The following is a 25,138-nucleotide window of genomic DNA, read 5'->3' on the forward strand; positions in this document are numbered from 1 at the left end:
TTCTGTTGCGGACAGGATGAAGTCCAGGTCGAAGACCGGAATAACCCCGGTAGCAGTAGCGGCGTGCGAAACCAACAGGCTACTCATGACTCAGGTAGCCGAAGTGTTCAAGGCAGAGTCCCCCCCTTTTTCCATTCCCTTATCAACTGTTGATCGAGCGTTTCTCACGGTTCGACATACCGACTTGCCCGGTGGGTTCAGGCATTGTCAGCCGAACTGACAACCAGGCTCTTTTTTTAATTAAAAGAAAGGGAGGGCATTCCTGCCCTCCCCTCCGTTTTCCACGCTTTTTGCGACAGTACTGTTCAGGACCTCAAGTGGCGAGAATGAAGTCTGTAGCATTGACGGTTGTTGCATCGGCCACACCGACCAGGCGGATGGAGTCAGCTCCTGCGAAGCTGACCAGGGTATCCGCACCGACATCGGCGATGGTGACGCTGCCGGCAAAGGTCGCAGCCGTGATGTTGAACGCGGAGATATCGAGCCGGTCCTGGCCTCCTCCCGCGATGGCATCGAAGCCGATGATCTGATCGGTCCCGAAGCCCGCTGCGAACATGAAGATATCGTTGCCACTGCTGGCAACCATCATGTCGTTGCCGGCACCGCCCGTGACCGTATCGTTGCCGTTACCGCCATCGATAAAGTCATTGCCGATGCCACCCAGCAAGGTGTCGTTAGCGTCCCCACCCAGCAGGGTGTCGTCGCCATCGCCGCCCTGGAGCAGATCGCTGCCGGTACCGCCATCCAGACTGTCATTACCCAGTCCGCCGAGCAGCGTGTCGTTGCCTGCTCCACCATTCAATACATCCGCCCCGTCACCGCCGTCGAGGCTGTCATCGCCATTGCCGCCGTTCAGGGTATCGGTGCCAATGCCACCGAACAGCTGGTCGTTACCGGCGTCGCCATTCAGTGTGTCGTTACCGCCGTTGCCGTTGAGGATGTCGTTGCCGCCACCACCATTGAGGGTGTCGTTACCCACCCCGGCGGTGATGACGTTGTTCAACCCGTTGCCGCTACCGGCGAAGTTGCCGACGCCGGTGTAGGTCAGGTTCTCGACATTACCGCCCAGCGTGTAGCTGGCCAACGACGTCTGCACGGTGTCCGTACCGCCACCCGCCACCTCGACCACCACATCTGCGGCCGCATCGACGATGTAGGTGTCGTTGCCGGCGCCCCCCACCATCCGGTCAGCACCCGCACCGCCATCGAGGAGGTCGTTACCCACCCCGCCGGTGATAGTGTTGGCCAGTGCGTTGCCGGTACCGGTGAAGTTACCGGCGCCGGTATAGGTCAGGTTCTCGACGTTGGCACCGAGCTGGTAGCTCGTGAAGCCGGTTTGCACCAGATCGGTACCGCCACCCAGCGCCTCGGTGACCAGGTCACCGACGTTGTCGACCACAAACGTGTCGTTGCCGGCACCGCCGTTCATGGCATCCGCGCCGAGCCCACCGTTGAGGGTGTCGTTGCCGTCCTCGCCATTGAGGACGTCGTTGTCGTCTCCGCCGTTGAGGATGTCGTTGCCTGTGCCGCCAAACAACTGGTCGAGACCGGCCAGGCCATTCAGCGTATCGTTCCCGCCCAGGCCAAGCAGCACATCGTTACCGGCACCGCCGGTGAGGGTGTTCGCCTGATTGTTGCCCTGCAGCACCACGCCGCTCAGTACCGCAACCGCCGCCGTTGCCGCAGAGGTCAGCGACTCCAGCGTGCCGAAGCCATCGGTGTAGCGCACGATCACCCGCAATTGCAGGTTGCCCTGCGCCGCACCAGGGGTGAAGGTCGCGGCCGTCGCTCCGTTGATGTTGGTGAAGGAAGTACCGACACCTTGCTGCCATTGGTAGCTGAAGGTACCCAGCCCGTCCGCATCGGCAATCCCGCCGGTCAGCGCGGTCAGTACCTGCCCTTGATCCGGTGTCGTGTCGCTGATCAGCAACGCGCCTGTCGGTGCGTCGTTAACGTTTTCCACCGGCCCTACGATGTTGGACGAAACGCTTTCGACCACACCGAAGTTATCCACGTAGCCGATCACCACGCGCACTTCCTTGTCGACCTGATTCTGGCCAAGCGCGAACGTGCTACCGGTAGCGCCGGCGATGTTGACGAAGCCAAGCCCGTCGTTCGCCTGCCACTGGTAGGTGAACTGCGGATTGCTGCTCAGACCATCGGCGTCGATGATGCTCGACGGGTCAGCGGTCAACACCTGGTTCTGCACGGCAAGCCCGGTAACGGTCGCCCCTTCGGTCGGTGCACTGTTCCCGGACGAATCGACGATCTCCAACGTGCCCTTGGCATCCTGGTACACCGCCCGGACGCGGATGTTCAGACCCGCCTCATCGGGCCCCACCAGGAAGGTGGGGCCAGTCGCCCGCATTGCCTCGCCGGCGGCGATCAAGGTGATGTCGTCATAGACGCCCGTACCGGGAATGGTTTCGACCTGCCAGTAGTAAGCCACCCCACCGGTGACCGCACCGGTCGGATTGGCCGCGCTCTGGTTGTCCGCATCGTGTACCGCCGAACCACTGACGCGCAGCAACTGGCCGGCGACAGGCGTATCTTCACGCACGCCGGTAGCCGCATCGAGGATGGCCAGATGACCCGATGGGTCGTTGTTTTGCGCGGTGCCGACTCCGGACGATACCGCAACGTCAGCGAACTGCAGACGCTCGATGCCCGTCAGGCGATCGACGCCATCACGCCCTGCCACCGAGTCGGTCACAATGACCGTGTCGCCATCGATCTCGATGCCGTATTCCCCCAAAGTACCGGAGAACAGCGCCGTGTCGAATTTGTCATTACCGGTCAGAATCTCCCGCACAATGACCAACTGGCCCGGGTTGTAAGTACCGTTCAACATGAACGGCACCAGCGGCTCCATGCTGTCGAACGTGGCGATTTCCGCGCCAGTGCCATCAGCGTTCGCCCGTACGCTGATGCGTACGTTCAGCCACTTGTCACCGTCGATGATGTCGTCACCACCGCGACCTTCGATCAGGTCGCTGCCGCTACCGCCGAGGATGATGTTGCCGCCATCGAAGAACGTCGCTCCGTCGGGCAGTAGATCCGCCAGGCCGTCGATCAGGTCAATGTTGGTCAGCACACTGCCGGTTGCACCCGCAGTAGGCAGCGACGTGGCATCTTCGTTGTCACCGCGCAGGAAGTCACCGTGCGACGAACCCGACAGACCTTCCATGATGTCGAAGCGCACCAGCGCCGAGGCACCCGAACCCGGCACCGGCGGAACATCGAAAAAGCGGTCCGTGTAATCGATGGTCACGCCCTGGGCGAGCCCCTTGAAGGTTGCCCAGTCAAAGCCGGAGCCGCCGATATAGCGGTCACCCAGGCCGAGACTGCCGACCATAATGTCGTCGCCGCCTTCGCCGTTGAACTTATCGTTCTCGTTACCGCCGATGAACACATCGTGACCGATCACCGGGTCGTTGCCAGCCGGGTCGAAGTTGTCGCCAGGTGCACCGTCCGAAGTGCCCTTCTCGATCCAGTCGTCGCCTTCGTTACCCATGTCCTGTTCGTTGGCTTTGCTGCCCAGGATAAAGTCGTTGCCCTGGCCACCAATGGCTTCGGAAGCATCCTCACCGGTCACGATGAAGTCATTGCCGAACCCGCCGATGATCAGGTTAACGCCGTTGCCGCCGTGCAGCACGTCGTTGCCGTCGCCACCCTGGATGTTATCGTCACCGCCCTTGTCGGTGATGATGTCATCGCCGGAGCCACCGCGCAGTTGGTCGTTGCCGTCACCGCCTTCGATGCGATCGTTGCCACCGTCGCCCCAGACCGTGTCATCACCCTCACTCGAAATGAGGATGTCTGCGCCGTTGGTACCGCCCAACACGATGTGCTCTGCACCCGAATACCGGATGTAGTTCGTGTCCGGCCCTGCGGTCAGCGGGTTGTCGCGGAACACCACCTGCTCGCCGTTCTCGCCAAGCGGATCGGCGTTGCCCAGGCCATCGTTGTACTGCTTGGTCTGGTCCCTTTCCAGATAATACCCAGGATCCGAGAACACCAGGCCCGGCAAGTGCGTGGCCGAGGTGTTGGCCATGATCAGCTTGGCGAACGAGTTGCTTTCCAGCTCGGCATTCATCGACAGGCCAGCGGTACGTTCCAGGTAGTAGAAGCGGTCGCCGTCCTGCAGTTTTTCCAGCTGGTTCTCGAACACGAAGTTGAAGGTCGAGCCGAGCATGCCGCCGAACGGCGTTTTCGCTTCGGCGAGGCCGCCGATCCACAGGTCGATGGCATCGACCCCGGTGATAGTCACCCCCTTCAGATCGTCGGCAGTACCTAGCAAGCCATCCTTGCCGGCCCGCGTTACGTTGGCCCAGGTACCGGTGCCGTTGAGGAAGTCCAGGCGATCAGCCGGCGCCCCCGTGCCACCAAATACCAGCGCCATGGCTGCAGCGCGCTTGTCTTCCATCGTGGTCGCCGCCGTGATCGACTCATGGGTGCCATAGGCGGCAATGAAGTTGATCAACGACTCCGGATGCTTGAGGTGCTGCACCAGGTCAACCCAGCTGGTGTACGGCTTGAGTTGGGTATCACCGGTCTGGCTGTAGATGTCGCGGCGGATCGCATTGAGCGAGGGAATCCCGACATCGCGGCCACGGGCGATGTTCAGCGCCGGCAGGTCGAGCGGCAGGCCGAGCAGGTTGTTGCGCAGCGCCTCGGTGACGAACTCGTCGATTTCGTTACCGGCTTGCCGAGTCAACCCACGCACGATCGCACTGGTTGCGTCCTCGGGTGTCACGCCACTGGCGACGTACGCCAACGGGTTGAGGAACGCCGCGATCAGGCCGAGTTGCTGATCAGGATCAACACTGTTCGGATCGCCGACCACGTTGAAATCGACGTCGAAGCGATCGACGGTCTCGGTCAGCATCGAGTGGCCAAACCGGTACACGGTGTGGGCGAACTCGGCGACGATCGAGGCATCGAGGTCAACGTCATAGACTTGGGTCGGTGCGAAGAACAGGTCGACGTTAGGCTGGATGGCCCGGGCAAACTCCTCGAACACCAGATGCTGATACTGCATCTCGGTGCCGAACTTGGCCGCCTGGAACAGGCGCTCGCCATTCCATACCAGCGCATCGATTTCCGCCTGATTGGCTGGCAACGCGCTCACTGGCGTGAGCAGCCACTCGTTCAGGAAAGCCACGTCACCCGAATCGAGCACGGTGTCCTTCGTTTGCGCCACCAGCCGATTGTGCTCGGAGTGGAAGATCGCATGCACCGCCGTCAGGCCGATGTTCTCGTTGACCCGGCCGTCGCCAGCGATGTAATGCGCGTCCAGCAACTCGTTGTCGTAGGCCAGATTGGCCCCGGTCTGCTGATTGACCGGCACGGCGTTGCCAATATCGGAATCCGCGTCAGGCGCGAGCACGCCACCACTGAACACCGGCGCTGCATTGTGGGCAATGTCGGCGAGGAACTGGTGACCGGTGCGCACAGCATTGGTCAGGCTGATGGGTGAAAGCGGATTGCCTTCGACGAGGACGTCATCCGCCGTGCCACCAAGACCGTCAACCCCCTTCATCACGACCATCGGGAAGCCATTCGGCCCTTTGATGAAATTGCCATAGGCGTCGGTCGCCAACAGCGGGGCGTTACCGACGTCGGCATCGGTCAGGTGGATACCCAGAATGTCGTTGGCTTGCGCCTTGACCACTTTCCAGGTCGCCATACCACCGATTTCGGTGTCGTCTCCGGTGCCGTACTTACCATCGTCCCCCAGGTCACGGTTAGTGATCAGCTTGCCGGTCGCGATGGGGCCGTCGTCGGTCAGCAGATAACTGCGCAGGAACACCTGGTGCGATGGGTGCGAGCTGTAGGTCTGGTTTTGGTCCACGAACGGCGAGGTGGTGTTGGTGTGCTCATGGATGTCGTCGGCCGTGCCAAGAACGCCGTCTGCCCCTGGCTGGTTGGTCGCGCGGGTCAGCACCATGAAGTTGGCGTTGCCGCCTGGCACATACAGCGGATCATCCGGTTGCAGCGGGATGAAGATGGTGCCCGAACCGCCTTTGGTCACCAGGTCCAGACCGTGATCGAAGAACTGTCCGAAGAACGTCATCCAAGAGTTGAACGGCGCGGACAACCCCGCATCCGGCGCGGTGTTCTCGAACATATACACATCGTGGTCGTCGGCAGTACCGAACTCACCATCCATGCCGGGGCTGGCGACGATCCGTACGCCATCCTTGAGCACGTCGTCGTTACCGCTACCCACTACGCCGTAGTTGAGTACACCGTCCGCACCCACGTCGTAAGCCGTGGCATAAGCCGCCGGGTTGTTCGACGTCTGGTCGACGATCAGGTTACTGATGGTGCGCGGCTGCGAGTCAAACACTGAGCCGCTGGTCTGCTGATACGACGATCCCCCCGTGGCCGGCGAGCCGGGGCCGAAGAAGTCGGCAGGCGCACCTTCCGCCGGATTGAAGACCGGATCGGACACGCGCGGGAAGATGTTATCGGCGGCACCAAACTCGGTGTTGTTGATGCCGTTGAGGTTCATCAGGTTGTTGTTCGAGCCATCGACCGCACGCAGGCCCAACGGCGCGCGGATATTCGGGATCAGCGAGAGAATGTCCTGACCGGCCGCGTCAGCCTCGGCAATCTTGATCTGATCAAGGATGAAGTTGAGGTCGGAGCGGACCATGTTAAGGCCCGCGCCACCCTCGGAGGCATTGACGACCGGTACCTGCGCCGTCGGCACGACCGGCGCGCCGGCTTCCACCACGGCAGTCGGTTGCGAGAACACCACTTCTGTCGTGCCATGACCATCCTGATAGATCGCCTTGACCCGCAGTGACAACCCGGCAAGATCCGGCGAGACCTTGAACGAAGTGCCGTCGGCACTCTGGAACGCCAGGTCACCCGCAGGCAGCAGGATGATGTCTTCGAACACGCCAGTGCCAGGGTCGGCTTCGAACTGCCAATAGAAGGACACCGAGGTGTTGTTGACGAAACCCTGCAGGTTACCCACCGCGATGTTGTTGGCATCGCGCACACCGGCCATGCTCACCGTCAGTGTGTCGCCCACGGTGATCGCACCGCCGTTTCCATCCGCGACGGCTGGCCTGCCCGTCGGTTGTGCATTCAGCCCCGGCACCAGTACTTGCTGGGTATCGGCGAACTGCAGGCGTTCGATATGCAGCAAGGTATCGGTGCCGTCGCGACCCACTTCGGTATCGGTCACCGTCCAGACATCGTCCGCCACATTGGCCGTGCCGCGAGTGTCACGCGTCACCACATACTCGGACTGAAGCCCGGAGAAAATCGCGGTGTCAAAGGCCGCCCCGCCCGTCGAGGTACCGGGCAGGATTTCCCGCACGGCCTTGAGCTGACCCGGGTTGTAGGTGCGGTCCAGCATGAACGGGATCATATCGACCATGCTGTCGAAGCTGGCGATCTCGGGGCCGGTATGGTTGACGTCACCAGGGGCATAAACGGCAATTCTGACGTTGATCCATTTGTCGCCATCGATCAGATCATCGCCACCGCGGCCCTCGATCAGGTCACTGCCATTGCCACCGAGGATGATGTTGCCCGTGGCAAAGCCGGTGGTCGGCAAGCCGGCATCGGACAGGAACTGCTCCAGTCCGCGGATCAACGCCACGTTGGTCAACGCACTGCCCGTGGCCCCACCATGGTTGATGATGGTGTCGGCATCGACATCATCACCTTTGAGTACGTCACCGAACTTCGAACCGGACAAACCTTCAACCTCGGCAAAACGGTCGAGGATCGAGGCCGGCGACGCGCCGACCGGATTGAACGGCCCGTTATTCTGGTTGGGCGCGTTGCCGTGTGGCTGCGCCAGCGCGGCCATGGTCAGGTCAGCGGTCACGCCGACCCTGTCATTTTTGTAGGTCACCCAGTCGAAACCGGACATGCCGTCCATATTGTCCTGGGCATCGCTGCCGACAAAGATGTCATCACCACCCTCGCCGATCATTTCGTCGAAGCCACCACCACCGACAAAGATGTCGTTGCCGATCACATCGTCATTGAGCAACGGCGAGGCGTTATCGCCAGGCGCGCCGTCCTGGGTTCCTTTCTCGATCCAGTCATCACCTTCGTTGCCGGTAGCTGGCAGGTTGGTCTTGGCGCCGAGGATGAAGTCGTCACCCTGACCGCCGAAGGTGATGCTGATGTCTTCGGTGGTGATGATGAAGTCCTGACCATCGCCCCCAAGGATCAGGTTGCCTGCAACCAGCATGCTGCCGGCCACGATCACATCGTTACCGGCATTGCCTTCCAGACGGTTGTCGCCGAACGAGTCGGTGATGATGTCATCGCCCGCGCCGCCCAGAACCGCATCGTTCCCGGCGCCGCCTTCGAGGACATCGTTGCCGCCGTCGCCGTAAACGGTGTCATCGCCCTCACCGGAGATGATGATGTCATTGCCCGCGGTGCCGCCGAGGACGACATGATCTTCACCGGTGTAATGCAGAAAATTACTGTCCGGACCGACGGTGTCGGGGTTGTCGCGGATCACCAGCGACACGATTTCCACGCCGTTGATCATGAGGCCGCCGGTTGGATCGGCGCGACCGCCGACGCCCAGGCCAGTGTACTGATTGGCCTGGTTCACCTCGAGGGTGAACGTCGGCGTCAGGAACACGGTGTTCGACAGGTGAGTGACATCGGTGTTGAGCATGATCAGCTTGGCGAAGGAGTTGTTCTCCAGTTCGGTGCCGAAGTTCAGTCCCGCGACGCGCGACAGATAGTAGAAGCGGTCGCCGTTCTGCAACGCCTCCATCTGGGTTTCAAATACGAAATTGAATGACGAGCCGAGCATACCGCCGAACGGCATCTTCTCTTCGGCGAGACCACCGACCCAGAAGTCGATGTCGTCGACGCCGGTGGTGGTGACGCCATTGACCATGGCGTAGTCGCCCGAACTGTTAAGGAATGCCAGGCGATCCGCTTCAGTGGCGGTAAAAGTACGCTCACTGGTAGTGCCGGCGTTGATCACCGCGCTGCCGCCAAACACCAGGGCAGCGGCGACCGCACGCATCTCGACCAGCGTATCCACATCGGCCGCAGTCAATGCCCCGTGGGTGCCGTAGGCCGCGATAAAGTTGACCAACGACTCGGGGTGTTTGAGGCTGTCCGCCCAGTCAGCCCAACTGATGTAAGGCTTGAGTTGGCTGTCGCCGGTTGTTTGGTAGAACTCACGCCGCGCCTCATTCAACGTGGGGATGCCCGTGTCGCGACCACGCGCCAGGTTCAGGGCCGGCAAATCGAGGGGCAGACCGAGCAGATTGTTGCGCAACGCTTCAGTGACGAACTCGTCGATCTCGTTGCCGAGCTGGCGGGTCACACCGCGAATGATCGCCCCTGCCGCTTCGTCCGCGGTAGCGCCACTGCCGGCAAAGGCCAGCGGGTTGAGGAAGGCTGCAATCAGGCCGAGTTGCGAGTCAGGGTTGTTCGGGTCAGTGAGCAGCGGATTGAACTCGGGGTCGAAGCGATCGACAGTCTCGGTCAACATCGAGTGACCGAAGCGATACACCACGTGGGCGAACTCGGCGAGGATGGCCGGGTTGATCGAGGTGTCATACCCGTTGGGGGCAAGGAATTCGTCGACCTGCGGTTGAACGGTCCGCGCGAACTCCTCAAACACCAGGTGCTGGTACTGCATTTCGGTGCCGAACTTGGCGGCCTGAAACAGCCGTTCGCCGTCCCACACCAACGCCGCGATATCGGCGGGTGCAGTCGGTATCGCCGCGACGTCGTCGGCCAGCCACTCATTGAGGAACGCCAGATCGCCAGAGGCAAGGATGGTTTCCTTGGATTGCTGGACCAGGCGGTTGTGCTCGGAATGGAACACATGGTGCACAGTGGTCAGGCCGATGTTTTCGTTCGCCCGGCCATCGCCGGCAATGTAGTGAGCGTCGAGCAGTTCGTTGTCGTAGGTCAGGTTATTGCCGCCTGCGCCAACGAGCTGCGCATTGCCGATATCGGTGTCAGTATCCGCCTGCAGAGCCCCGCCGATGACGACCGGCGCGGCATTGTGGGCGATGTCGTCGAGGAAGCCATGACCGGTACTCACGGCGCTGGCCAGACTGATCGGAGCATCCCGGTTGCCTTCGACCAGTTGCGTGACGTCATCAGCCGTGCCGGCGATACCGTCATCGCCGTTACTGATGCGTATCACCACTTGCGGCATACCGTTCGGGCCCCGGATGAAGTTGCCGTAAGCATCGGTCGCCAGCAGCGGCACGTTGTGCACATCGGCGTCGGTCAGGTCGATGCCGAGAATGTCACGGGCCTGGGCCTTGACCACCGCCCAGGTCGCCATGCCGCCATTTTCCGCGCCGCCATCATCGGCAGTGCCGAACTTGCCATCGGCGCCCAGATCGCGGTTGGTAATCAAGCGCCCCGTTGCAACAGGGTCGCCTGCCGCGTTGATGATGTACTCGCGCAGGAACACCTGATGCGAGGGGTGCGAGCTGTAAGTCTGGCTCTGGTCCACGAACGGTGAGGTGGTGTTGGGCTGGCTATCATCGGTAGTGCCGAGAATTCCGTCCGCGCCGGCTGTACGCACGGCCCGTGGCAGCACCATGAAGTTGGTCGGGCTGCCCGGCACATACAACGGATCATCCGGCTGCAACGGAATAAACACGAAGTCGGTACTGCTCTTGCTGACCAGGTCGAGGCCGTGATCGAAGAACTGGCCAAAGAAGGTCATCCACGAGTTGAAGCCGGCGGTCAGGCCGGCGTCCGCCGACTGATTGGGGATGAAGAACACTTGCGTGTCGTCATCCGTGCCGAAGACACCGTCGGGACCCGGGCTGATGACCGGGTCGGCACCGCCGTTCGCCGCAACCGCGGCCGGGTTGTTGGTGGTCTGATCAACGATCAGGTTACTGATAATCCGTGGCTGCGGGTCGATCACCGTCCCAGTCCCGGAGTATGACGCCAGAAACGAGGGATCCAGCAGGCGCGGAAAAGCATTGTCCGCAGCGCCAAACTCACTTTGCCCGGCGACCAGGTTGTTGTCGCTGCCATCGACGGTACGCAGGCCGAATGGCACCTGACTGTTGGGTAGCAAATCACTGAGGCTGGCGCCGTCGGCATGCGCTTCTGCGATGAAAATTTGCTTAAGGATGAACTCCAGGTCGGACTTGTTGAAATTGGCCATTTTGCTTGCCCTCGATCTCTTTGGGGAAGGACACAGGCCGATAAGAATCCGCCCACGCCCAGTCAGGTGCTGGCTTGCGCAGTGTGTTGGTTCATTTTTTTTGGCGAGCGCTGACGCGGGAAGACAAAGCCGTTAAACGGCCCCCCGGGGTGCGCGCCTGAAATTCGCGAAAGAATGACTCGCTCTGCGATCAGGCAGAGCGAACCCGAGCCCTGGGCGGGCCATGGAAACTTGCAGTCAAGGCGAACTTCCTGAACAACACCTTCCCTCTGCTGAAGAACGAAATGATCAACATGCTGTGCTCCCTCGGGAAAATCTCTGCGCCTGGCATTGCCAAAGAGTTGACAGGCTTCAGGCGGACGGTGCCGTCAATGATTAAGACTAAAGGTGCATAGCAAATAATTGTCAATTTTACGACGCACAAACCTGACGACCGGCAATTGACCTCACAACTAGCTGTTTTTAAAAGACTTATAGAAAGTTCGACGCACCATTAGAGCGAAATGTTATTTCAGATTGTTTCATCGCCACCTACGCTGCTGGCTATGGGAGCAACGCAGAAATGGCAGGAGATTCGCCCGAGAGCGAACCCCTGCATATCGACGGCTACCTGCGAATTACACGTGTTAGCTGTTGCGCCGCAAGGGCTAACGGCTTTTCGAGAGGGGTCAGCCAAATGTACAAACAATCGAGTACTCGATCCGAACTGGCCGACGCACTCTTTCGCCTTCGTCGCAGTTTCTACTCGCTGGCAGGTTTCAGTGGCGTCATCAACGTCATGATGTTGACGCCAGCCGTTTATATGTTGCAGGTTTATGATCGCGCCCTGGTCAGTCGAAACGTCACGACGTTGACGATGTTGACCTTTCTGGTGATAGGCCTGTTCCTGCTGATGGCCACGCTGGAAATGTTCCGCACCCGCGTGCTGATCCGGGTCGGCAACTGCCTGGACATGGACCTCAATCGACGTATTTTCACCGCGGCATTCGAGCGCAACCTGAGCCGCGCCGGCGGTAATCCGGCCCAGGCCCTGCAGGATCTCGCGCAGGTGCGTCAATTTCTTACCGGCAATAGCCTGTTCGCTTTCTTTGATGCGCCTTGGACGCCGATCTACCTGCTGGTCGCCTATCTGATCCATCCGCTGCTCGGACTGCTCACGCTGATCGGCTCGATGATTCTGGTGGGTCTGGCTTATCTCACCGAGAAGGCGACGCAAAAGCCGCTAGCCGAAGCCAATCAAGCCGCCCTCTCCTCCGCCACCTATGCCAACAACAACCTGCGCAACGCCGAGGTCATCGAAGCCATGGGCATGCTGCCGTCGATCGGCAAGCGCTGGTACCAAAGCCATTTGCGCATTCTGGAAATGCAGACCCTGGCCTCCGACCGTGCCGCCCTGATCAGCAGCATCGGGCGCTTCGTGCGTATCACTTTGCAGTCGCTGATCCTCGGCGCCGGTGCGCTGCTGGCGATCGAAGGCAAGATCACCCCCGGGATGATGATTGCTTGCTCGATCCTCACCGGCCGCGCGCTGGCCCCGGTGGAACAAGTCATCGCGTCGTGGAAGCAACTGCTCGGTTGCCGTTCGGCCTGGGGCCGGTTGAACGAAATGCTGAACGACTATCCGCGCCGGCCACCGAGCATGTCGCTGCAGCGGCCGTTGGGCATGCTGGCGGTGGAAAATGTGTATGCCGGTGCCCCCGGCACCAGCAACACGATTCTACGCGGGGTGAGCTTCAACCTTTCCCCCGGCGAAAGCCTTGGCATTATCGGTCCATCCGCCTCGGGCAAATCCACCCTCGCCCGCCTGTTGGTCGGCGTCTGGCCGGCACAGGCTGGCAAGGTGCGCCTGGACGGCGCGGACATATTCACCTGGAACAAGGGCGAACTTGGCCCCTGGCTCGGTTATCTGCCACAGGACGTGGAGCTGTTCGAGGGCACCATCGCCGACAACATTGCGCGCTTTGGCGAGGTCGACAGCGACGCGGTCATCCGCGCCGCCAGGACGACTGGAGTGCACGAGATGATCCTGCGTTTCCCGCAGGGTTACGAGACCCGTCTGGGCACCGATGGCAGCCCGCTTTCCGGTGGCCAGAAGCAACGCATCGCCTTGGCCCGCGCGCTGTATGGAGACCCCAATCTGATTGTGCTGGATGAGCCGAACGCCAACCTCGACGACGTCGGTGAAAAGGCCTTGGTCGATGCGCTGGCTCAATTAAAAACCCGCGGCGCCACCGTCATTCTGATTTCCCACCGCCCCAATGTGCTCTGCGCCGTCGATAAGGTGCTGATGCTGCGCGACGGCGGTGTGCAGATGCTCGGCACTCGCGATGAAGTATTCGCAGAGCTGCGCAAGGCCAGGGTGATGCCGACAGGCGCGTCGACTCCGCTGGCCTCCGTCAAAGCACGGGAGTGACCGATCATGCAAATGAGCCAACACACCGACATGATTCTCACCGACCCCCGGCACGTGGTGGATCTGGACGTCGGCAAACCCATGCGCTGGGGCATGTGGCTGGTGCTCGCCGGTTTCGGCGGCTTCCTCCTGTGGTCCTGGCTGGCGCCGCTGGATGCCGGCGTGGTAGCGACAGGCACGGTAAAAGTCACCAGCAATCGCAAAGCTGTGCAGCATCTTAGCGGCGGCACCGTGGAGGCCATTCTTGTTCGCGAAGGCGATGCAGTGAAAAAAGGCCAGGAGGTCGTCCGCCTTGACTCGCTGCGTGCCGTTGCCGAACAGGGTGCAGTCAGCGCCCAATACATCGTCAGCAAGACGGTGGAAAACCGCCTGGAAGCGGAACGTGACGACCGCGATGTGGTGAACTACGATCCCGAATTGTTCAAGCGCTTCGGCAATGACCAGCGCCTGTTGGCCGCCATGGATCTGCAACAACGCCTGCTGGACACCCGGCGCGCCGGCCTCGCGGGCGAAATCAGCATCCTGCAGGAAAACCTCGCGGCGTCGGCGGTGCAACTCAAGGGCCTGCAACAGGTCTATGGCGCCCGCGCCTCGCAGATCAACTTCCTCAACCAGGAACTTAAAGGCACCCGCGTGCTGGCGGCCGAAGGCTATGTGCCGCGCAACCGCCTGCTTGAGCTGGAGCGCAGCAATGCCGACCTCTCCGCCGGCCAGGCCGAGAACCTCAATAACATCGCTCGCGTGCGCAGCCAGACTACCGAAATCAAGCTGCGCATCCTGCAGCGCCAGCACGATTACCTGAAGGAAGTCGAATCGCAGCTCACCGACACCGCCAAGGAAAACACCACCCTGGCCGACCGCTTGCGTGCGCTGGACTATGAAGTGACCCACACGGTGATTCGATCGCCCATCGATGGCATGGTCCAGTCCCTGGCCATTGCTACCGTTGGCGGGATCATTCAGCCCGGCTTCAAGATCATGGAAATCGTGCCGGACAACGAACCGCTGCAGGTCGACGCGATGATTCCCGTGCAGGCCATCGACAAGATGGTCCCCGGCCTGGCCGTGGACATTGCCTTCCCGGCCTTCAACCATGCCAAGACGCCCAACATCCCCGGCCGCGTGAAGACCGTCTCCGCCGACCGCCTGCTCGACGAGGAAAGCAAGCAACCGTTCTATCTGGCTCAGGTAGAAGTCACGCCCGATGGCATGAGCCTTCTTGGCAGCAATCACATTCGTCCCGGCATGCCCGCCAGCGTCACCATCAAGACTGGCGAGCGCAACATGATGAGCTATCTTCTCAAACCAATGCTCGAACGTGTCGACAGCTCCTTCAAGGAACAATGAAATGGATCGTCATTGCCTGTGCTTCTGCCTGTTAGCGCTATCCCTCCCGGCCGGCGCCATGGACCTCAAACAAGCCTGGGATCTGTTGCAATACCAAGGCCCCGTCTACCGCGCCGCCGTGCATGAAAAAGAGGCCGGCCTGGAAAACCGCGCCATCGGCCAGGCCGGTCTGCTACCGCAGATCAGTGCCTCGGCCTACGACAACAAGGTCAATGGCAGCCAGCGCCAGAGCGGTGTCGAAAGAGATCTCGACTACGACTCCAAGGGCGCTAACGTGCGCTTGCGCCAGCCGCTGTTCAACAAACAGAAAATGGCCGAGTACCGCCAGGGCAAACAGCGTGCCGACTACAGCGTCGCAGTGTTCGATGCCAAGAGTCAGGACGCCGCGGTGCGCCTCGCCGAAAGCTATTTCGACGTGCTGTTGGCCAGTGAAACCATCGTCCTGGCCAAGTCCAAGCTGAGCGCCTTTGATGAACAGCTCGCCTCGGCGAAACGGCGCATGGAGCTGGGGGCCGGCACCGTCACCGACATCGACGAGTCGGTCGCTCGCCGCGACCTCTCCGAAGCCGAACTGATCGAAGCGCAGGACAACCTGATCAATGCGCGCCGCAAGCTTGAGGAATACATCGGAGAAACCCCCGAATCGCTGACCACGTTGCGTCCGAGCTTCGATACGCCACCGTTGCTACCGAGCAACCTGCAAGACTGGTTGGTCAAGGCTCAGACCGATAGCCCGCTGATCCATGCGCGCCGTCACAGCAGCGACCTCGCTGAAGAAGAAGTGAAGCGCGCCAGGGCGGGTCACTGGCCGACACTGGATTTCGTTGCCGGCTACACCGCGGGCGAGAGCCAATCAATCTCCGAGCTGAATCAACGCAACCACTACGCCTCAATCGGGCTGGAGGTCAATTTCCCGCTGTACAACGGTGGCGGTACCAGCGCACTGACACGCCAGGCCAGTGCCAATAGTTCCAAGGCCCTGGACGAACTCGACGCCACGCGACAGGAAGTCATCTCCGGAACCACCCGCGAGTATGCCGGCGTACAGAGCGGCGCCAAACGTATTCACGCACTGGAGCGGGCCGTGGAGTCCAACGAACGCTCACTGACTTCGACACGCAAGGGTTTCAAGGAAGGAGGCACCAGCACCAACTCGGACGTCCTCAATGCCGAAGAGCTGCTCTTTGTTGCGCGCCACGACCTGTTCGAGGCGAAGCTGCGGTACTTGATGTCGCGCCTGCGCCTGGCCTCTTCGGTAGGCAGTCTGGGCGACGACGACATCGACCACATCAACAACTACCTCGGCCCGGAACTGTTGGTCACCAACTGACGTTCACCTGCGCAAAACCACTGTGAGAGCGACCCTTTGTGGCGAGGGAGCTTGCTCCCGCTGGGTCGCGAAGCGGCCCTAAAAGTTTTGCGACTGCTTCGCCCGGACGCGGATCGGCCGGCGGGAGCAAGCTCCCTCGCCACAAAAGCTCGCTCCCACAGGGGTTGGCGGTGTTTTTACAGCGCGTTGGAGCACGACTGTCCCGTGCTCACTCGTTCAAGTCCTTGATCAGGTAGTTGTCGACAACTTGCGCAATGCCCGTCAATGCAGTCCGTAGCAGCTCCGGTTCGGTGCGCCGGCCGCGAACACAGACGCAGCCACTCGCAGCCCCTAAAGGTATTGACTGTCCAGCCGATTCAAATGGCCTGGATACCGGTCGCACCAAGGAGCTGTTTGCTGTGAGTATTTTATTTCGCCTGACGGGTGCTGTTTTCACTGTGGCCCTGACGGGTTGTGCCCTGCAAGGCAACGGGATGGCCGATTACTATAAGCGTAAGGCTGCCGAGCGCCAGGTACAGAATCAAGCCATGGCGACCCGTGTACAAGCCCGGCCGCTGCCGTTGGATACCACGATCAAACTGGGCAAAACGCTCCTGTTGACGATTGATCTACCGGCTGAAGGCACCGAGCCAGCCACCCAGGCCCGGCTTTTCGCTAGCTGCGACTCTTCGAAAGTATCCATGGATTATCGAAGCGGCAAGGACTGGAGCGATCCTTATGTCCTGCCAGAAGATCCAGCGCGGAACATGCCCCGGCAGATGTGCCAAGCGGTCCGGGACAGCGCCTGGAAGCAGTTGCCCGGCGACAGCGAAGACGTTGTGTTACTGGACCCGGGCACCCTGGGCATGGAGAACTCCCGACGCTCGATATGGGCGGGCATCGACTATGGCCGCACCCGCGTGGATGAAAGCGAAGGCGAGTCCTATGACAGCCAGTTTGAGCGTGTCGAGTTCGACTGTTCTACTCGCCAGGCCAGCACCCGCCTGGTTTATCGTATCGGCGATAAGGGTCTGCTACCGCCGCCCCTTCAGCCGCTTGACAGTGCATTGGACAAAGAACAACGCGCCCGGCTGATTGGCACTGTGTGCGCAGAACCCGCCAACCTGGCGCAACTCACCACGCTGGTTATCCGGAAAAAACTACCGCCGAACTTGCTGACGCCAGAGCTTCCGGCACCACTGCTGGCACAGCTCAGCGCACTGCCTCAGGGACGACCGGCCCACACGCTCAGCCACTTGCAATTCACCTACAACGCCGCCTCCCCGCTGGTGCCGAGCGCTGTAGTCTACGACCGTCCAATGGACGTGTATCTGCAACCGGGCCCGGCCCATGGAATCTGGCGCGAGCAGGCGACGGGGGTGCTGGGCAACGAACGTGTGACCTTGCGCTGGCGCGGGCTGATCGAACTGGCCGCGACAAGCCGCACTCAGCTCGCCGGCAAAACCGACCAGCGAAGCTTGCTCACCCGCATCGACCTGGAGGGCGATTGGCAAAACGTGAAACCCGGGAGTGCTATCGCCTACAGCAAAAACTTTACTGAAAGCACTGGCAAACCTTTCGTGCAGAAATTTGAGTGTTCGGTGGGTGAATCCTTGCCGGCCACACAAACAGTTGCCTCGCTGCAGGGGATGGCGCGCAAGGTGACATGCGCCACCAATAGCGCGCTGAAGACCAGTAATGTGTACCTCTATCTGGAGGCCTATGACCTGTTCGTGGAAACCACCGACTCCTCAACGCTCATGGTTCAGGTCAACACACTCAGGGCGGCAGAGTAGCGCGCAATTGCGGGCGGACACTTTTGTGATCCGCCTCATCGGCACCGCTCTGAAATCTTTTAAATTTCGGAGCTGAAGTGGCCGTTGGATTGAGCAGTCGGTCGTGTCCGCACAAGCTGCTTTCGGCCATAAGCAGCCGGTTGCAACACCGGGCCCAAACCGAGGTTCGCACATGCCCGCTTTGGATGTTCGTCTATCCGGTAATGCTCCCATCTACCAACGCTTGGATTTCCGCAAAGACTTCTGGAGTCAAGTCGGCAGGAACTCCCCAATAATCAAATATCCCGCCATCTTCTCGATGCTGGCCGCAGGTCACGAAAACACCCGTTCCATATCGCTGTTTCAGGCGCGTGGCCAACCAGCCTACGAATCCGCTGTTATCCGCGCCGAGAGGAAAGTGGAAACGGAACACCCCAAACAGTTCCTGTGTCACGTCATCACAGGGAACCAACTGACTCCAAACGACATCATCTCGGATTAGCGCCAGTGCGTCAGAGTTCGCCGCTTCTGGAAACGATGACAACGGAAACTCTAGAAAAGCGAATGTGCCCGGATAGAATCTGACGCGCGCCTGAGTGGTCACGCGCAAGAGTCGACGCTCCGTATCTCCAGCAGTTTCATGCGAGACGTTTACCATTTCATGCTCTCCAGTTTCATGTAGGCGCAACGCGCTCACTTGATTGACACAAGCGATATTAAACATGCGTATCTTCAAGATAAATGATACAAATAGAAGAACATTGACAACTATTGGTTGTAGATATGGACAAACTGAAAAGCATGGCCGCTTTCGTCGCGGCGGCAGAATCAGACTCTTTTTCCGCAGCTGCTGTCACGTTGGGTGTCACCCCTCAACTGATAGCAAAACATGTGAGCAACCTAGAGTCTCAGTTAGGCCTCAAGTTGATTACCAGAACCACTCGCCGCCAAAGCCTCACGGCCGTGGGTACTGAATACTATTCTCGCTGTAAGGCCATCCTGAGCGACATCGACGCCGCCGATGCTTTGGCGTTGGCCGCTACCTCCACGCCGCGCGGCAAAATCAGGATCAGCGCTCCGTATAACTACGGTTCTCATCGCTTAATCCCCTTCCTGACCCAATACCTGACACGCTACCCCGAAACTGAAATCGAGCTAGAACTGACGGATCGATTTGTGAATATCGTCGAAGAAGGATTTGAAGTCGTCTTCCGCCTAGGCAAGACACAATTGGCGGATAGCGCAGCGTTGGTTCAGCGTGGCTTAAAATCCTTCAGAATGCTTGCCTGCGCCTCCCCCGCTTATCTTTCACGTAGAGGCTTCCCGACACATCCTCAACAGCTCGTGGATCATGATTGTCTGGGTTACCTGTTTTCGGATCGAATGACGGACAAGACCTGGCAATTCACCAAGGATAAGAAAACGTTCAGCGTGCCGATTGTGAGTCGCTTGAAGGTCAATAACACGATTGCCAAACTCAACGCTGCACTTTCTGATTTCGGTATCACGCTTTGCGTGGAGGATGTACTGATGCCCTATGTTCAGCGAGGGGAGTTGGTTGTCCTGTTCGACGATTTTGAGGGGCCTTCCTATCCCGTTAACCTGATTTACTCCGCCGACCGTCGTCCTTCTGCAAAACTTAGACTCTTTATTGACGAGGTTATCCAGACGTTAGGTGCACCCACAAGCTTCGGCAGCTGAATCGCCGCAGTCCATTGCAATCAATGTTGTTCGGGTGAGCCAGTCCGGATGACAGAGTGCTGTCCGCTTTGGGTCCAAGCTGACCTTGCAACCCACGCGCAGATAAATGAGCTGCTCATCTTTATCACTACGACGGATACAAAGCGGCCCTGGAAGAGGCCAAAAAATAGGCCTGAACAAAAAATGGATTGATGAGGGAAAAGAGCATGAAGACGACTAAGGCATACATCAGCGATGTTTTATCAGAGGTCGAATTAGTCGCTTGATGAGGTTTTCTTGTGCAGAAGGGCAGACGGCGTGTGGCAGCCAGTCGAGCGTGGCGCGAAGGGAACGACTTCACTCGGTCGCTTTTTACCAGATACGACTGACCGCTTTGGGTCGATTGCAGCCCTTGGCCAGAGGCAGCAATCGGCCGTTATAGACAACTTATTTGATTATCGCCCAGCCTTTGCCGTTTTGAGCATTCGCTTCCTTTCCGGTCATACAGCTCAGAACCTGCATACGTTTCATGCTTTGCAGCGTTTGAGGTGTAATGCTCTGCCCGTAGATGGCCCCAAGTTTTGCACTGTTCGCCAGCGCTTCTTCATAGCGCTTTTGAGCTAGCATTTCGCAACCATCGATATCCGCTTTAAAGCTGATGGTTTGTGCCGGCAGGGAAATTCCCGGTTTGTCGAAGCGAGTGTCTCCATAACGCCGCTGTGAATAATCGATGTTGGCAGATACGGCAGTCGTAGGAGTCGCCGGAGCCGTCGGGGTCGAGCAACCTGTCAGGGTCGTGATCAGAACAGCTGCCAGACAGGTGAACGGTAGAGAGTGCGGCACAGAGCCTCCTTGAAGATTTCCCATCACAAAGAACGGTGATAGTTGAATCATTACGTCGGCAACTCTGGCGCGTTCTTGAGCGTGACCGGTTGAATCCACAGCCAAAAGCGGACAGTCGACCCCAAGGTAATGCGATGAAGCGAAAAGCAAGAATGACTGCACTTCTGGCCAGTAAAGCAGCCGCCCAGCCCGTGCCTGGCTGGACGTTTGACCCTGATCGCATGATCCGAATACCCGATTGTCATTCGATCATCGAAGTACTTCGCCACATCAAACATGGTGGGCCAGAATGGGCGCATCGTAACGTCGCCATGTGCTTTCCCGGCCCATCGAATGCTTGGGCTCTGGTGTACTCACTTCAGAACGACAGCGCCCCATACTTTGACTTCATGTACACCCACAAAGAGCCGCCTCAGGAAGCCCTGTCCGCACTGCTAGCGAAGTACCCACAATGCACCGTTATCGATTGGTCACTCGGACGCCTGGCCTGCATCAGGGCACAGGGTGTGAATGTTGAGACGCTCGCGGAAATTATCCGGGATGTCGCTGAAGCTGCTTGGGATGAGCGCGTCACGGTCATCGATGCTTCGTACGAAAAAATGGGTAGAGCGTGACCCAGAGTGGACAGTCGAGTTGAGCTCCCGAAGCACTCACCCGAGCCGCCACTAATCGTAGAACGGCTCAACCAACGCCCGACTGCCGACAAAAAAGCTATCTGCAACCAATCGCAGCGGCTGGAGATCCAGGTCACTGGCCTTGTCGCCGATCAGCTGCTGAAAATGTCGATAGACCGCGGCGTACTCGCCCTCCTCCGATACGACCTGGCGCACACCGTCGATACTCAACAGTGCGCCGCCGTTGTCCAGTCGCAGGATGCCTTCGGTGCAGTGAATCTCGATGCTCCAGAGTTCGTCATGACCGTGGTCGAAATCGAACTCCGCACGGACATCGAGGTGGCGCGCGTCAGACATTTTGATGGAGGCGGCGATAGGCGACTGGCAGTTGCTCGGGACTCGCAGGTCGGCAGACTCGACAAACAGCGGCAGCGCCAGCAGATGGGTTGCAATCGACAAGGCATTGATGCCGGGATCGAAGACGCCAAGGCCTCCGGGTTGCCAGATCCATGCCTGGCCGGGGTGCCACTTGCGCACGTCTTCCTTCCAGTCGATCTGTACGCTTTGCAGGGTGCGGGTGGCCAGCCAGTCACGGGCGGCTTCGATGCCGGGCGCGTAGCGTGAATGCCAGGCGAACAGACCGCTGACGCCTTGCTCACCGACCTGACTCACCAACGCCATCGCTTCGCCCAACGTGGCGCACGGCGGTTTTTCAACCAGCACGTGTTTACCTGCGGCCAGCGCTTGTTGCACCAGAGCGAATCGCCCTTGCGGCGGTGTGCAAAACGCAATCGCATCCACCGGCGGGCCGTTTTCGAGAAGCTCGCTCAGGGACTGAAAGTTCTCTACCCCGGCACAGGGCTGCCCTTGCGTGGCGACAGCGACCAACTGGAAGGCGGGGTTGGCGTTGATAGCGGGGACGTGCTGATCCTGGGCAATCTTGCCGTAGCCCACCAGACCGAGACGGATCGGTTGCATCAATGACTCCTGGTTTTGTTCTTGTCTTGAGAAGCGAATCAACAAGACTACGTTTGTCTGGCGGGGAAGTCATTGATGACGTGCGGACGTTTCGCGGGCTCTACCCTTCAGTCAGTCCCTTCGCGCACAAACCGTCTGACCTCAGCCTGTATGGCATACGCCGGCGCCTCCACCGCATTGAAATCCTGTGTATAGCGCTGGGCAAATCCTTCTACCCCCCATTCCTGAAACTGCTGCACATGCTTGAGTTCGTGAGCCCAGAGCGCGACGTTCTGTTCGGCGGTTTGAGCGTCCCGAAAAAGGATGATGTCGATCAGCGTCACGGCACCGACATCGGGGTTTTGCAGCATGGCCGTGGCGGCGCTGAACTGGCCGTTGTCGCTGACTTTGTAGTGGGCGGTATCAAGGACGCCGGGGTCGTACCAGCGCAGCAGTTGCTCCCGGATGTGCGGTGGAATGGGTTGAAGGCCGGCGTTGGCTGCTTCAGCGCGGGCTTGAGTCAACCACAACGCCAGGGCAGGTGCCGCGATCTGATAGAGGCCATCAGGCACGGGACCAAGCACCTGCCCCAGGTCTGGCAGGCAGATGCAGCCGTCCAGGCACACTTGTTTCTCGCCAGGTGGGCAGGCGCTGTCCTGGGCTGGCACTTCAAGCGTCAGGCAAAGAACAAACAGCGCCACCAGGCGCGTGGTGATGGGCGGCATTGGGCGCTCCAGCTAGCGTTACTGTCGTTGCCGTTACCTGTTAAGGCGCAGGGCGTCGAAAGCATCTCGCGCCTGGCAGGCGCTATAGGTCATCTGCGCGGCGACCAGACCGGCCAGACCAAACGTACGGGTCAACCCGAACTTGCGGAATCCATCGGGAATCGGAATGGACCGGGCGATAGCGTCAGCCAGAACCTCGCCCGCCACCGTCGTCGGTGCCATGCCATGACCACCGAAACCAACGGCATGCCAGACGCCTGCTTCATCCTGGCCGATCTGGGCCATTTGATGCCGGCCATAACTCATCAACCCGCCCCAGGCATATTGGACTTCTACACCTTCCAGCTGGGGATATACGGATAAAAGATCTGTTTTGAGCAGACTGGCGATCGCTTCCGGGTTCCGATTGAGCACCGAAATCCGCCCACCCCACAGCATCCTGCTGTCGCGAAGCGGCCGGTAGTAATCGAAAGCGAACCGCGTGTCGTAGACGGCTGATTCACAGTCAATAGCGTCCTTCAAACGGGCCCCGAGCGGTTCGGTTGCAACGACATAGGTGGCAATGGGTAGCACCGCACGTTCAACCGGGCGATAGACGCCGCGCGCATATCCGCCACAGGAAAAGATGACATGCTCGGCATGCACTTCGCCGCCTTCGGTTTTCACCACAAATTTCTTTCCACGCTTCTCGATGATCAGGGCGGATGATTGCTCATGGATGCGCACACCGAATTCAGCCACGGTGCGAGCAATGCCGTACACGTACTTGAGAGGGTGAAAGTGGAAGGCATTACGCTCCAGCAGGCCGCCGAAATAGCGCTCAGTCTTGAGTATCTCTTTCAACTGGCCTGGCGGCAGGTATTCCCACTCAACCCCATAAACATCACGCATAAGTTTTCGCGGTGTTTCAAGTCGTGACGGGTCGTTGAACCAATTGGCGAGAATCACACCCTTGTCAACCAAGTCACAATCGATACCGTATTGTTTGACACGATGACGAATCAACTCAACGGCATCAAGCGTTAGCCGGTAAAGGCGTTGCGCCTCTTGAACGCCAAGGGAGGCGAGAAGATCAGCGTTTCCCAGGCTGTAGCCGCCGAAGACGAAGCCACCATTACGACCCGAAGCACCATGACCGAGGCGATGGGATTCCAGAACAACGACGTCAGTGACACCACGCTCCGCCAACCCGAGTGCGGTCGACAGGCCTGCCAGGCCACCACCGAGAATGCACACTTTAGTCTCTACACGACCCGATTGGGCGGGATAGGTGGTGATGTCGGCCGTGGTTTCATAAAAGGTTTGCTGGAAATCCGTGCTCATGAGTTCATCCTGGGCGAAACCAATAGTCGCTTGCCTCGTCAATCCGGACAAAACGCCGCCGAGGTGGCCTCGACGGCGTTTTGATTCAATCGCCTAATTGCAATAGAAAGTCCTGAACATAGGGCACAACCGATATTCCGGCGTGAGCGGTGTTGGGAACAATGTCTTGTTGAACACGAATGTCATGGGCCTCAAGGTTGCGAGCCAGCGTTGCATTGCGCTCCACCCTCGTGCGCCCGGCGTCGTTGATACCGTCCATGTATTGCACTGAACCGGGCGCATAGTGAATCTCCCAGGTTTCCAGGTCTGCGGCACCCACTAACAATTGAACATCGACTTCACGCAGCGCATCGAGATTCAGGCGTTTGCCGAAAATCGCCTCAATGCCTCCGGTACCCACCCACCAATCGCGCCCCTCATCGATCAAGGTCACCGACCCCGGTGCACCGATAGAAACAGAGCGTAGACGCTCGGGGTGCAGGTAGTAAAAACGGTTGGCAAAATGCCCGCCGCCCGAATAACCAAACAATGAAAACTTCTCGAACGAAGTGCTGAGCGCCTCGCAGACTTCATCCACCATTGCCAGCAGGACTTCGTCATAACGAATGTCCCCTTCCTTGAGGTATTTGAAACCATGCGGGTTGCCATCGCCCAGTGGACCTACCGGAAACAGCGGCGCAAGAATGATGTAGCGATTGAAGCGGCCGAACTCGGCAAACGCGTCCCGATACTCTACCATCGTGCGCCCGGTACCATGGACCGCAACCAGCAGACGATGGCCCTCAGGTGCTTGATCGAAGGTTTGCGGAACATAAAGACAATAAACAAAACGCGGATCCTTACGGCACGAAAAAATGGTCGTGCTACCTCGGTAGTACATCTGACGATGCCGCGCTTCAGGGGTGTCTTGAGGGTTGCTCAACATTGTGAAACCTCGTTGATAATTGTGCCATTATTGAAAACTACAGCGGGTCAGGGTCATGCACGGTGGACGACTCAC

13 protein-coding genes are annotated in these 25,138 nt (G+C 59.4%); 6 read left to right on the forward strand and 7 right to left on the reverse strand.

The features are described from left to right. Positions 1-313 precede the first annotated feature (313 nt). A complete protein-coding gene (locus KJF94_RS14815) occupies positions 314-11,152 on the reverse strand; it encodes a peroxidase family protein (protein WP_214384593.1) in 10,839 nt (3,612 codons plus the stop codon). A 676-nt stretch (positions 11,153-11,828) separates the two neighbouring features. Here KJF94_RS14815 and KJF94_RS14820 point away from each other — a divergent pair. From KJF94_RS14820 to KJF94_RS14835, 4 genes are all read left to right on the forward strand, one after another. Continuing rightward, positions 11,829-13,565 carry a type I secretion system permease/ATPase gene (locus KJF94_RS14820; RefSeq protein WP_214384595.1) on the forward strand — a complete coding sequence of 579 codons (1,737 nt, stop codon included), beginning with the start codon at positions 11,829-11,831 and terminating at the stop codon, positions 13,563-13,565. 6 nt (positions 13,566-13,571) lie between these two features. Further along, on the forward strand, positions 13,572-14,912 hold the full coding sequence (locus tag KJF94_RS14825; RefSeq protein WP_214384598.1) for an HlyD family type I secretion periplasmic adaptor subunit: 1,341 nt from the start codon (positions 13,572-13,574) through the stop codon (positions 14,910-14,912). 1 nt (position 14,913) lies between these two features. Continuing rightward, a complete protein-coding gene (locus KJF94_RS14830; protein ID WP_214384600.1) occupies positions 14,914-16,242 on the forward strand; it encodes a TolC family outer membrane protein in 1,329 nt (442 codons plus the stop codon). A 254-nt stretch (positions 16,243-16,496) separates the two neighbouring features. Next, positions 16,497-18,017, forward strand: coding sequence for a hypothetical protein (locus KJF94_RS14835; protein WP_250548285.1), 1,521 nt, complete (start codon positions 16,497-16,499; stop codon positions 18,015-18,017). 193 nt (positions 18,018-18,210) lie between these two features. Here the strand turns inward: KJF94_RS14835 and KJF94_RS14840 are convergent, their stop codons facing one another. Next, positions 18,211-18,720: a DUF6196 family protein gene (locus KJF94_RS14840; protein WP_250548286.1), complete on the reverse strand. Its 510-nt coding sequence runs from the start codon at positions 18,718-18,720 to the stop codon at positions 18,211-18,213. Positions 18,721-18,779: 59 nt separating this feature from the next. Here KJF94_RS14840 and KJF94_RS14845 point away from each other — a divergent pair, with 59 nt between their 5' ends. Then, positions 18,780-19,697 carry a LysR family transcriptional regulator gene (locus KJF94_RS14845; RefSeq protein WP_214384602.1) on the forward strand — a complete coding sequence of 306 codons (918 nt, stop codon included), beginning with the start codon at positions 18,780-18,782 and terminating at the stop codon, positions 19,695-19,697. Between the two features lie 426 nt (positions 19,698-20,123). Here the strand turns inward: KJF94_RS14845 and KJF94_RS14850 are convergent, their stop codons facing one another. Beyond that, positions 20,124-20,570 carry a hypothetical protein gene (locus KJF94_RS14850; RefSeq protein WP_250548287.1) on the reverse strand — a complete coding sequence of 149 codons (447 nt, stop codon included), beginning with the start codon at positions 20,568-20,570 and terminating at the stop codon, positions 20,124-20,126. Between the two features lie 83 nt (positions 20,571-20,653). Here KJF94_RS14850 and KJF94_RS14855 point away from each other — a divergent pair, with 83 nt between their 5' ends. Further along, positions 20,654-21,133: a hypothetical protein gene (locus tag KJF94_RS14855; RefSeq protein ID WP_214384604.1), complete on the forward strand. Its 480-nt coding sequence runs from the start codon at positions 20,654-20,656 to the stop codon at positions 21,131-21,133. A gap of 51 nt (positions 21,134-21,184) precedes the next feature. On the opposite strand, the gene KJF94_RS14860 is transcribed toward KJF94_RS14855, so the two are convergent. From KJF94_RS14860 to KJF94_RS14875, 4 genes are all read right to left on the reverse strand, one after another. Continuing rightward, the gene (locus tag KJF94_RS14860; protein ID WP_214384606.1) at positions 21,185-22,111 is read right to left on the reverse strand and encodes a Gfo/Idh/MocA family protein; all 927 of its coding nucleotides are present in this window, start codon (positions 22,109-22,111) and stop codon (positions 21,185-21,187) included. A 107-nt stretch (positions 22,112-22,218) separates the two neighbouring features. Beyond that, positions 22,219-22,815: an eCIS core domain-containing protein gene (locus tag KJF94_RS14865; RefSeq protein WP_214384608.1), complete on the reverse strand. Its 597-nt coding sequence runs from the start codon at positions 22,813-22,815 to the stop codon at positions 22,219-22,221. 33 nt (positions 22,816-22,848) lie between these two features. Then, positions 22,849-24,138: an NAD(P)/FAD-dependent oxidoreductase gene (locus KJF94_RS14870; RefSeq protein WP_214384610.1), complete on the reverse strand. Its 1,290-nt coding sequence runs from the start codon at positions 24,136-24,138 to the stop codon at positions 22,849-22,851. Between the two features lie 85 nt (positions 24,139-24,223). Then, positions 24,224-25,063 (reverse strand): alpha/beta fold hydrolase, encoded by an 840-nt coding sequence (locus KJF94_RS14875; protein WP_214384612.1) that lies wholly within the window; start codon positions 25,061-25,063, stop codon positions 24,224-24,226. Positions 25,064-25,138 lie beyond the last annotated feature (75 nt).

Source organism: Pseudomonas hormoni, from assembly GCF_018502625.1.
Lineage (GTDB): Bacteria > Pseudomonadota > Gammaproteobacteria > Pseudomonadales > Pseudomonadaceae > Aquipseudomonas > Aquipseudomonas hormoni.

Coding starts and splice junctions, on each gene's coding strand:
- KJF94_RS14815 (WP_214384593.1), bottom strand. CDS start 11,152: ATGGCCAATTTCAACAAGTCCGACCTGGAGTTCATCCTTAAGCAAATT.
- KJF94_RS14820 (WP_214384595.1), top strand. CDS start 11,829: ATGTACAAACAATCGAGTACTCGATCCGAACTGGCCGACGCACTCTTT.
- KJF94_RS14825 (WP_214384598.1), top strand. CDS start 13,572: ATGCAAATGAGCCAACACACCGACATGATTCTCACCGACCCCCGGCAC.
- KJF94_RS14830 (WP_214384600.1), top strand. CDS start 14,914: ATGGATCGTCATTGCCTGTGCTTCTGCCTGTTAGCGCTATCCCTCCCG.
- KJF94_RS14835 (WP_250548285.1), top strand. CDS start 16,497: ATGCCCGTCAATGCAGTCCGTAGCAGCTCCGGTTCGGTGCGCCGGCCG.
- KJF94_RS14840 (WP_250548286.1), bottom strand. CDS start 18,720: ATGTTTAATATCGCTTGTGTCAATCAAGTGAGCGCGTTGCGCCTACAT.
- KJF94_RS14845 (WP_214384602.1), top strand. CDS start 18,780: ATGGACAAACTGAAAAGCATGGCCGCTTTCGTCGCGGCGGCAGAATCA.
- KJF94_RS14850 (WP_250548287.1), bottom strand. CDS start 20,570: ATGATTCAACTATCACCGTTCTTTGTGATGGGAAATCTTCAAGGAGGC.
- KJF94_RS14855 (WP_214384604.1), top strand. CDS start 20,654: ATGAAGCGAAAAGCAAGAATGACTGCACTTCTGGCCAGTAAAGCAGCC.
- KJF94_RS14860 (WP_214384606.1), bottom strand. CDS start 22,111: ATGCAACCGATCCGTCTCGGTCTGGTGGGCTACGGCAAGATTGCCCAG.
- KJF94_RS14865 (WP_214384608.1), bottom strand. CDS start 22,815: ATGCCGCCCATCACCACGCGCCTGGTGGCGCTGTTTGTTCTTTGCCTG.
- KJF94_RS14870 (WP_214384610.1), bottom strand. CDS start 24,138: ATGAGCACGGATTTCCAGCAAACCTTTTATGAAACCACGGCCGACATC.
- KJF94_RS14875 (WP_214384612.1), bottom strand. CDS start 25,063: ATGTTGAGCAACCCTCAAGACACCCCTGAAGCGCGGCATCGTCAGATG.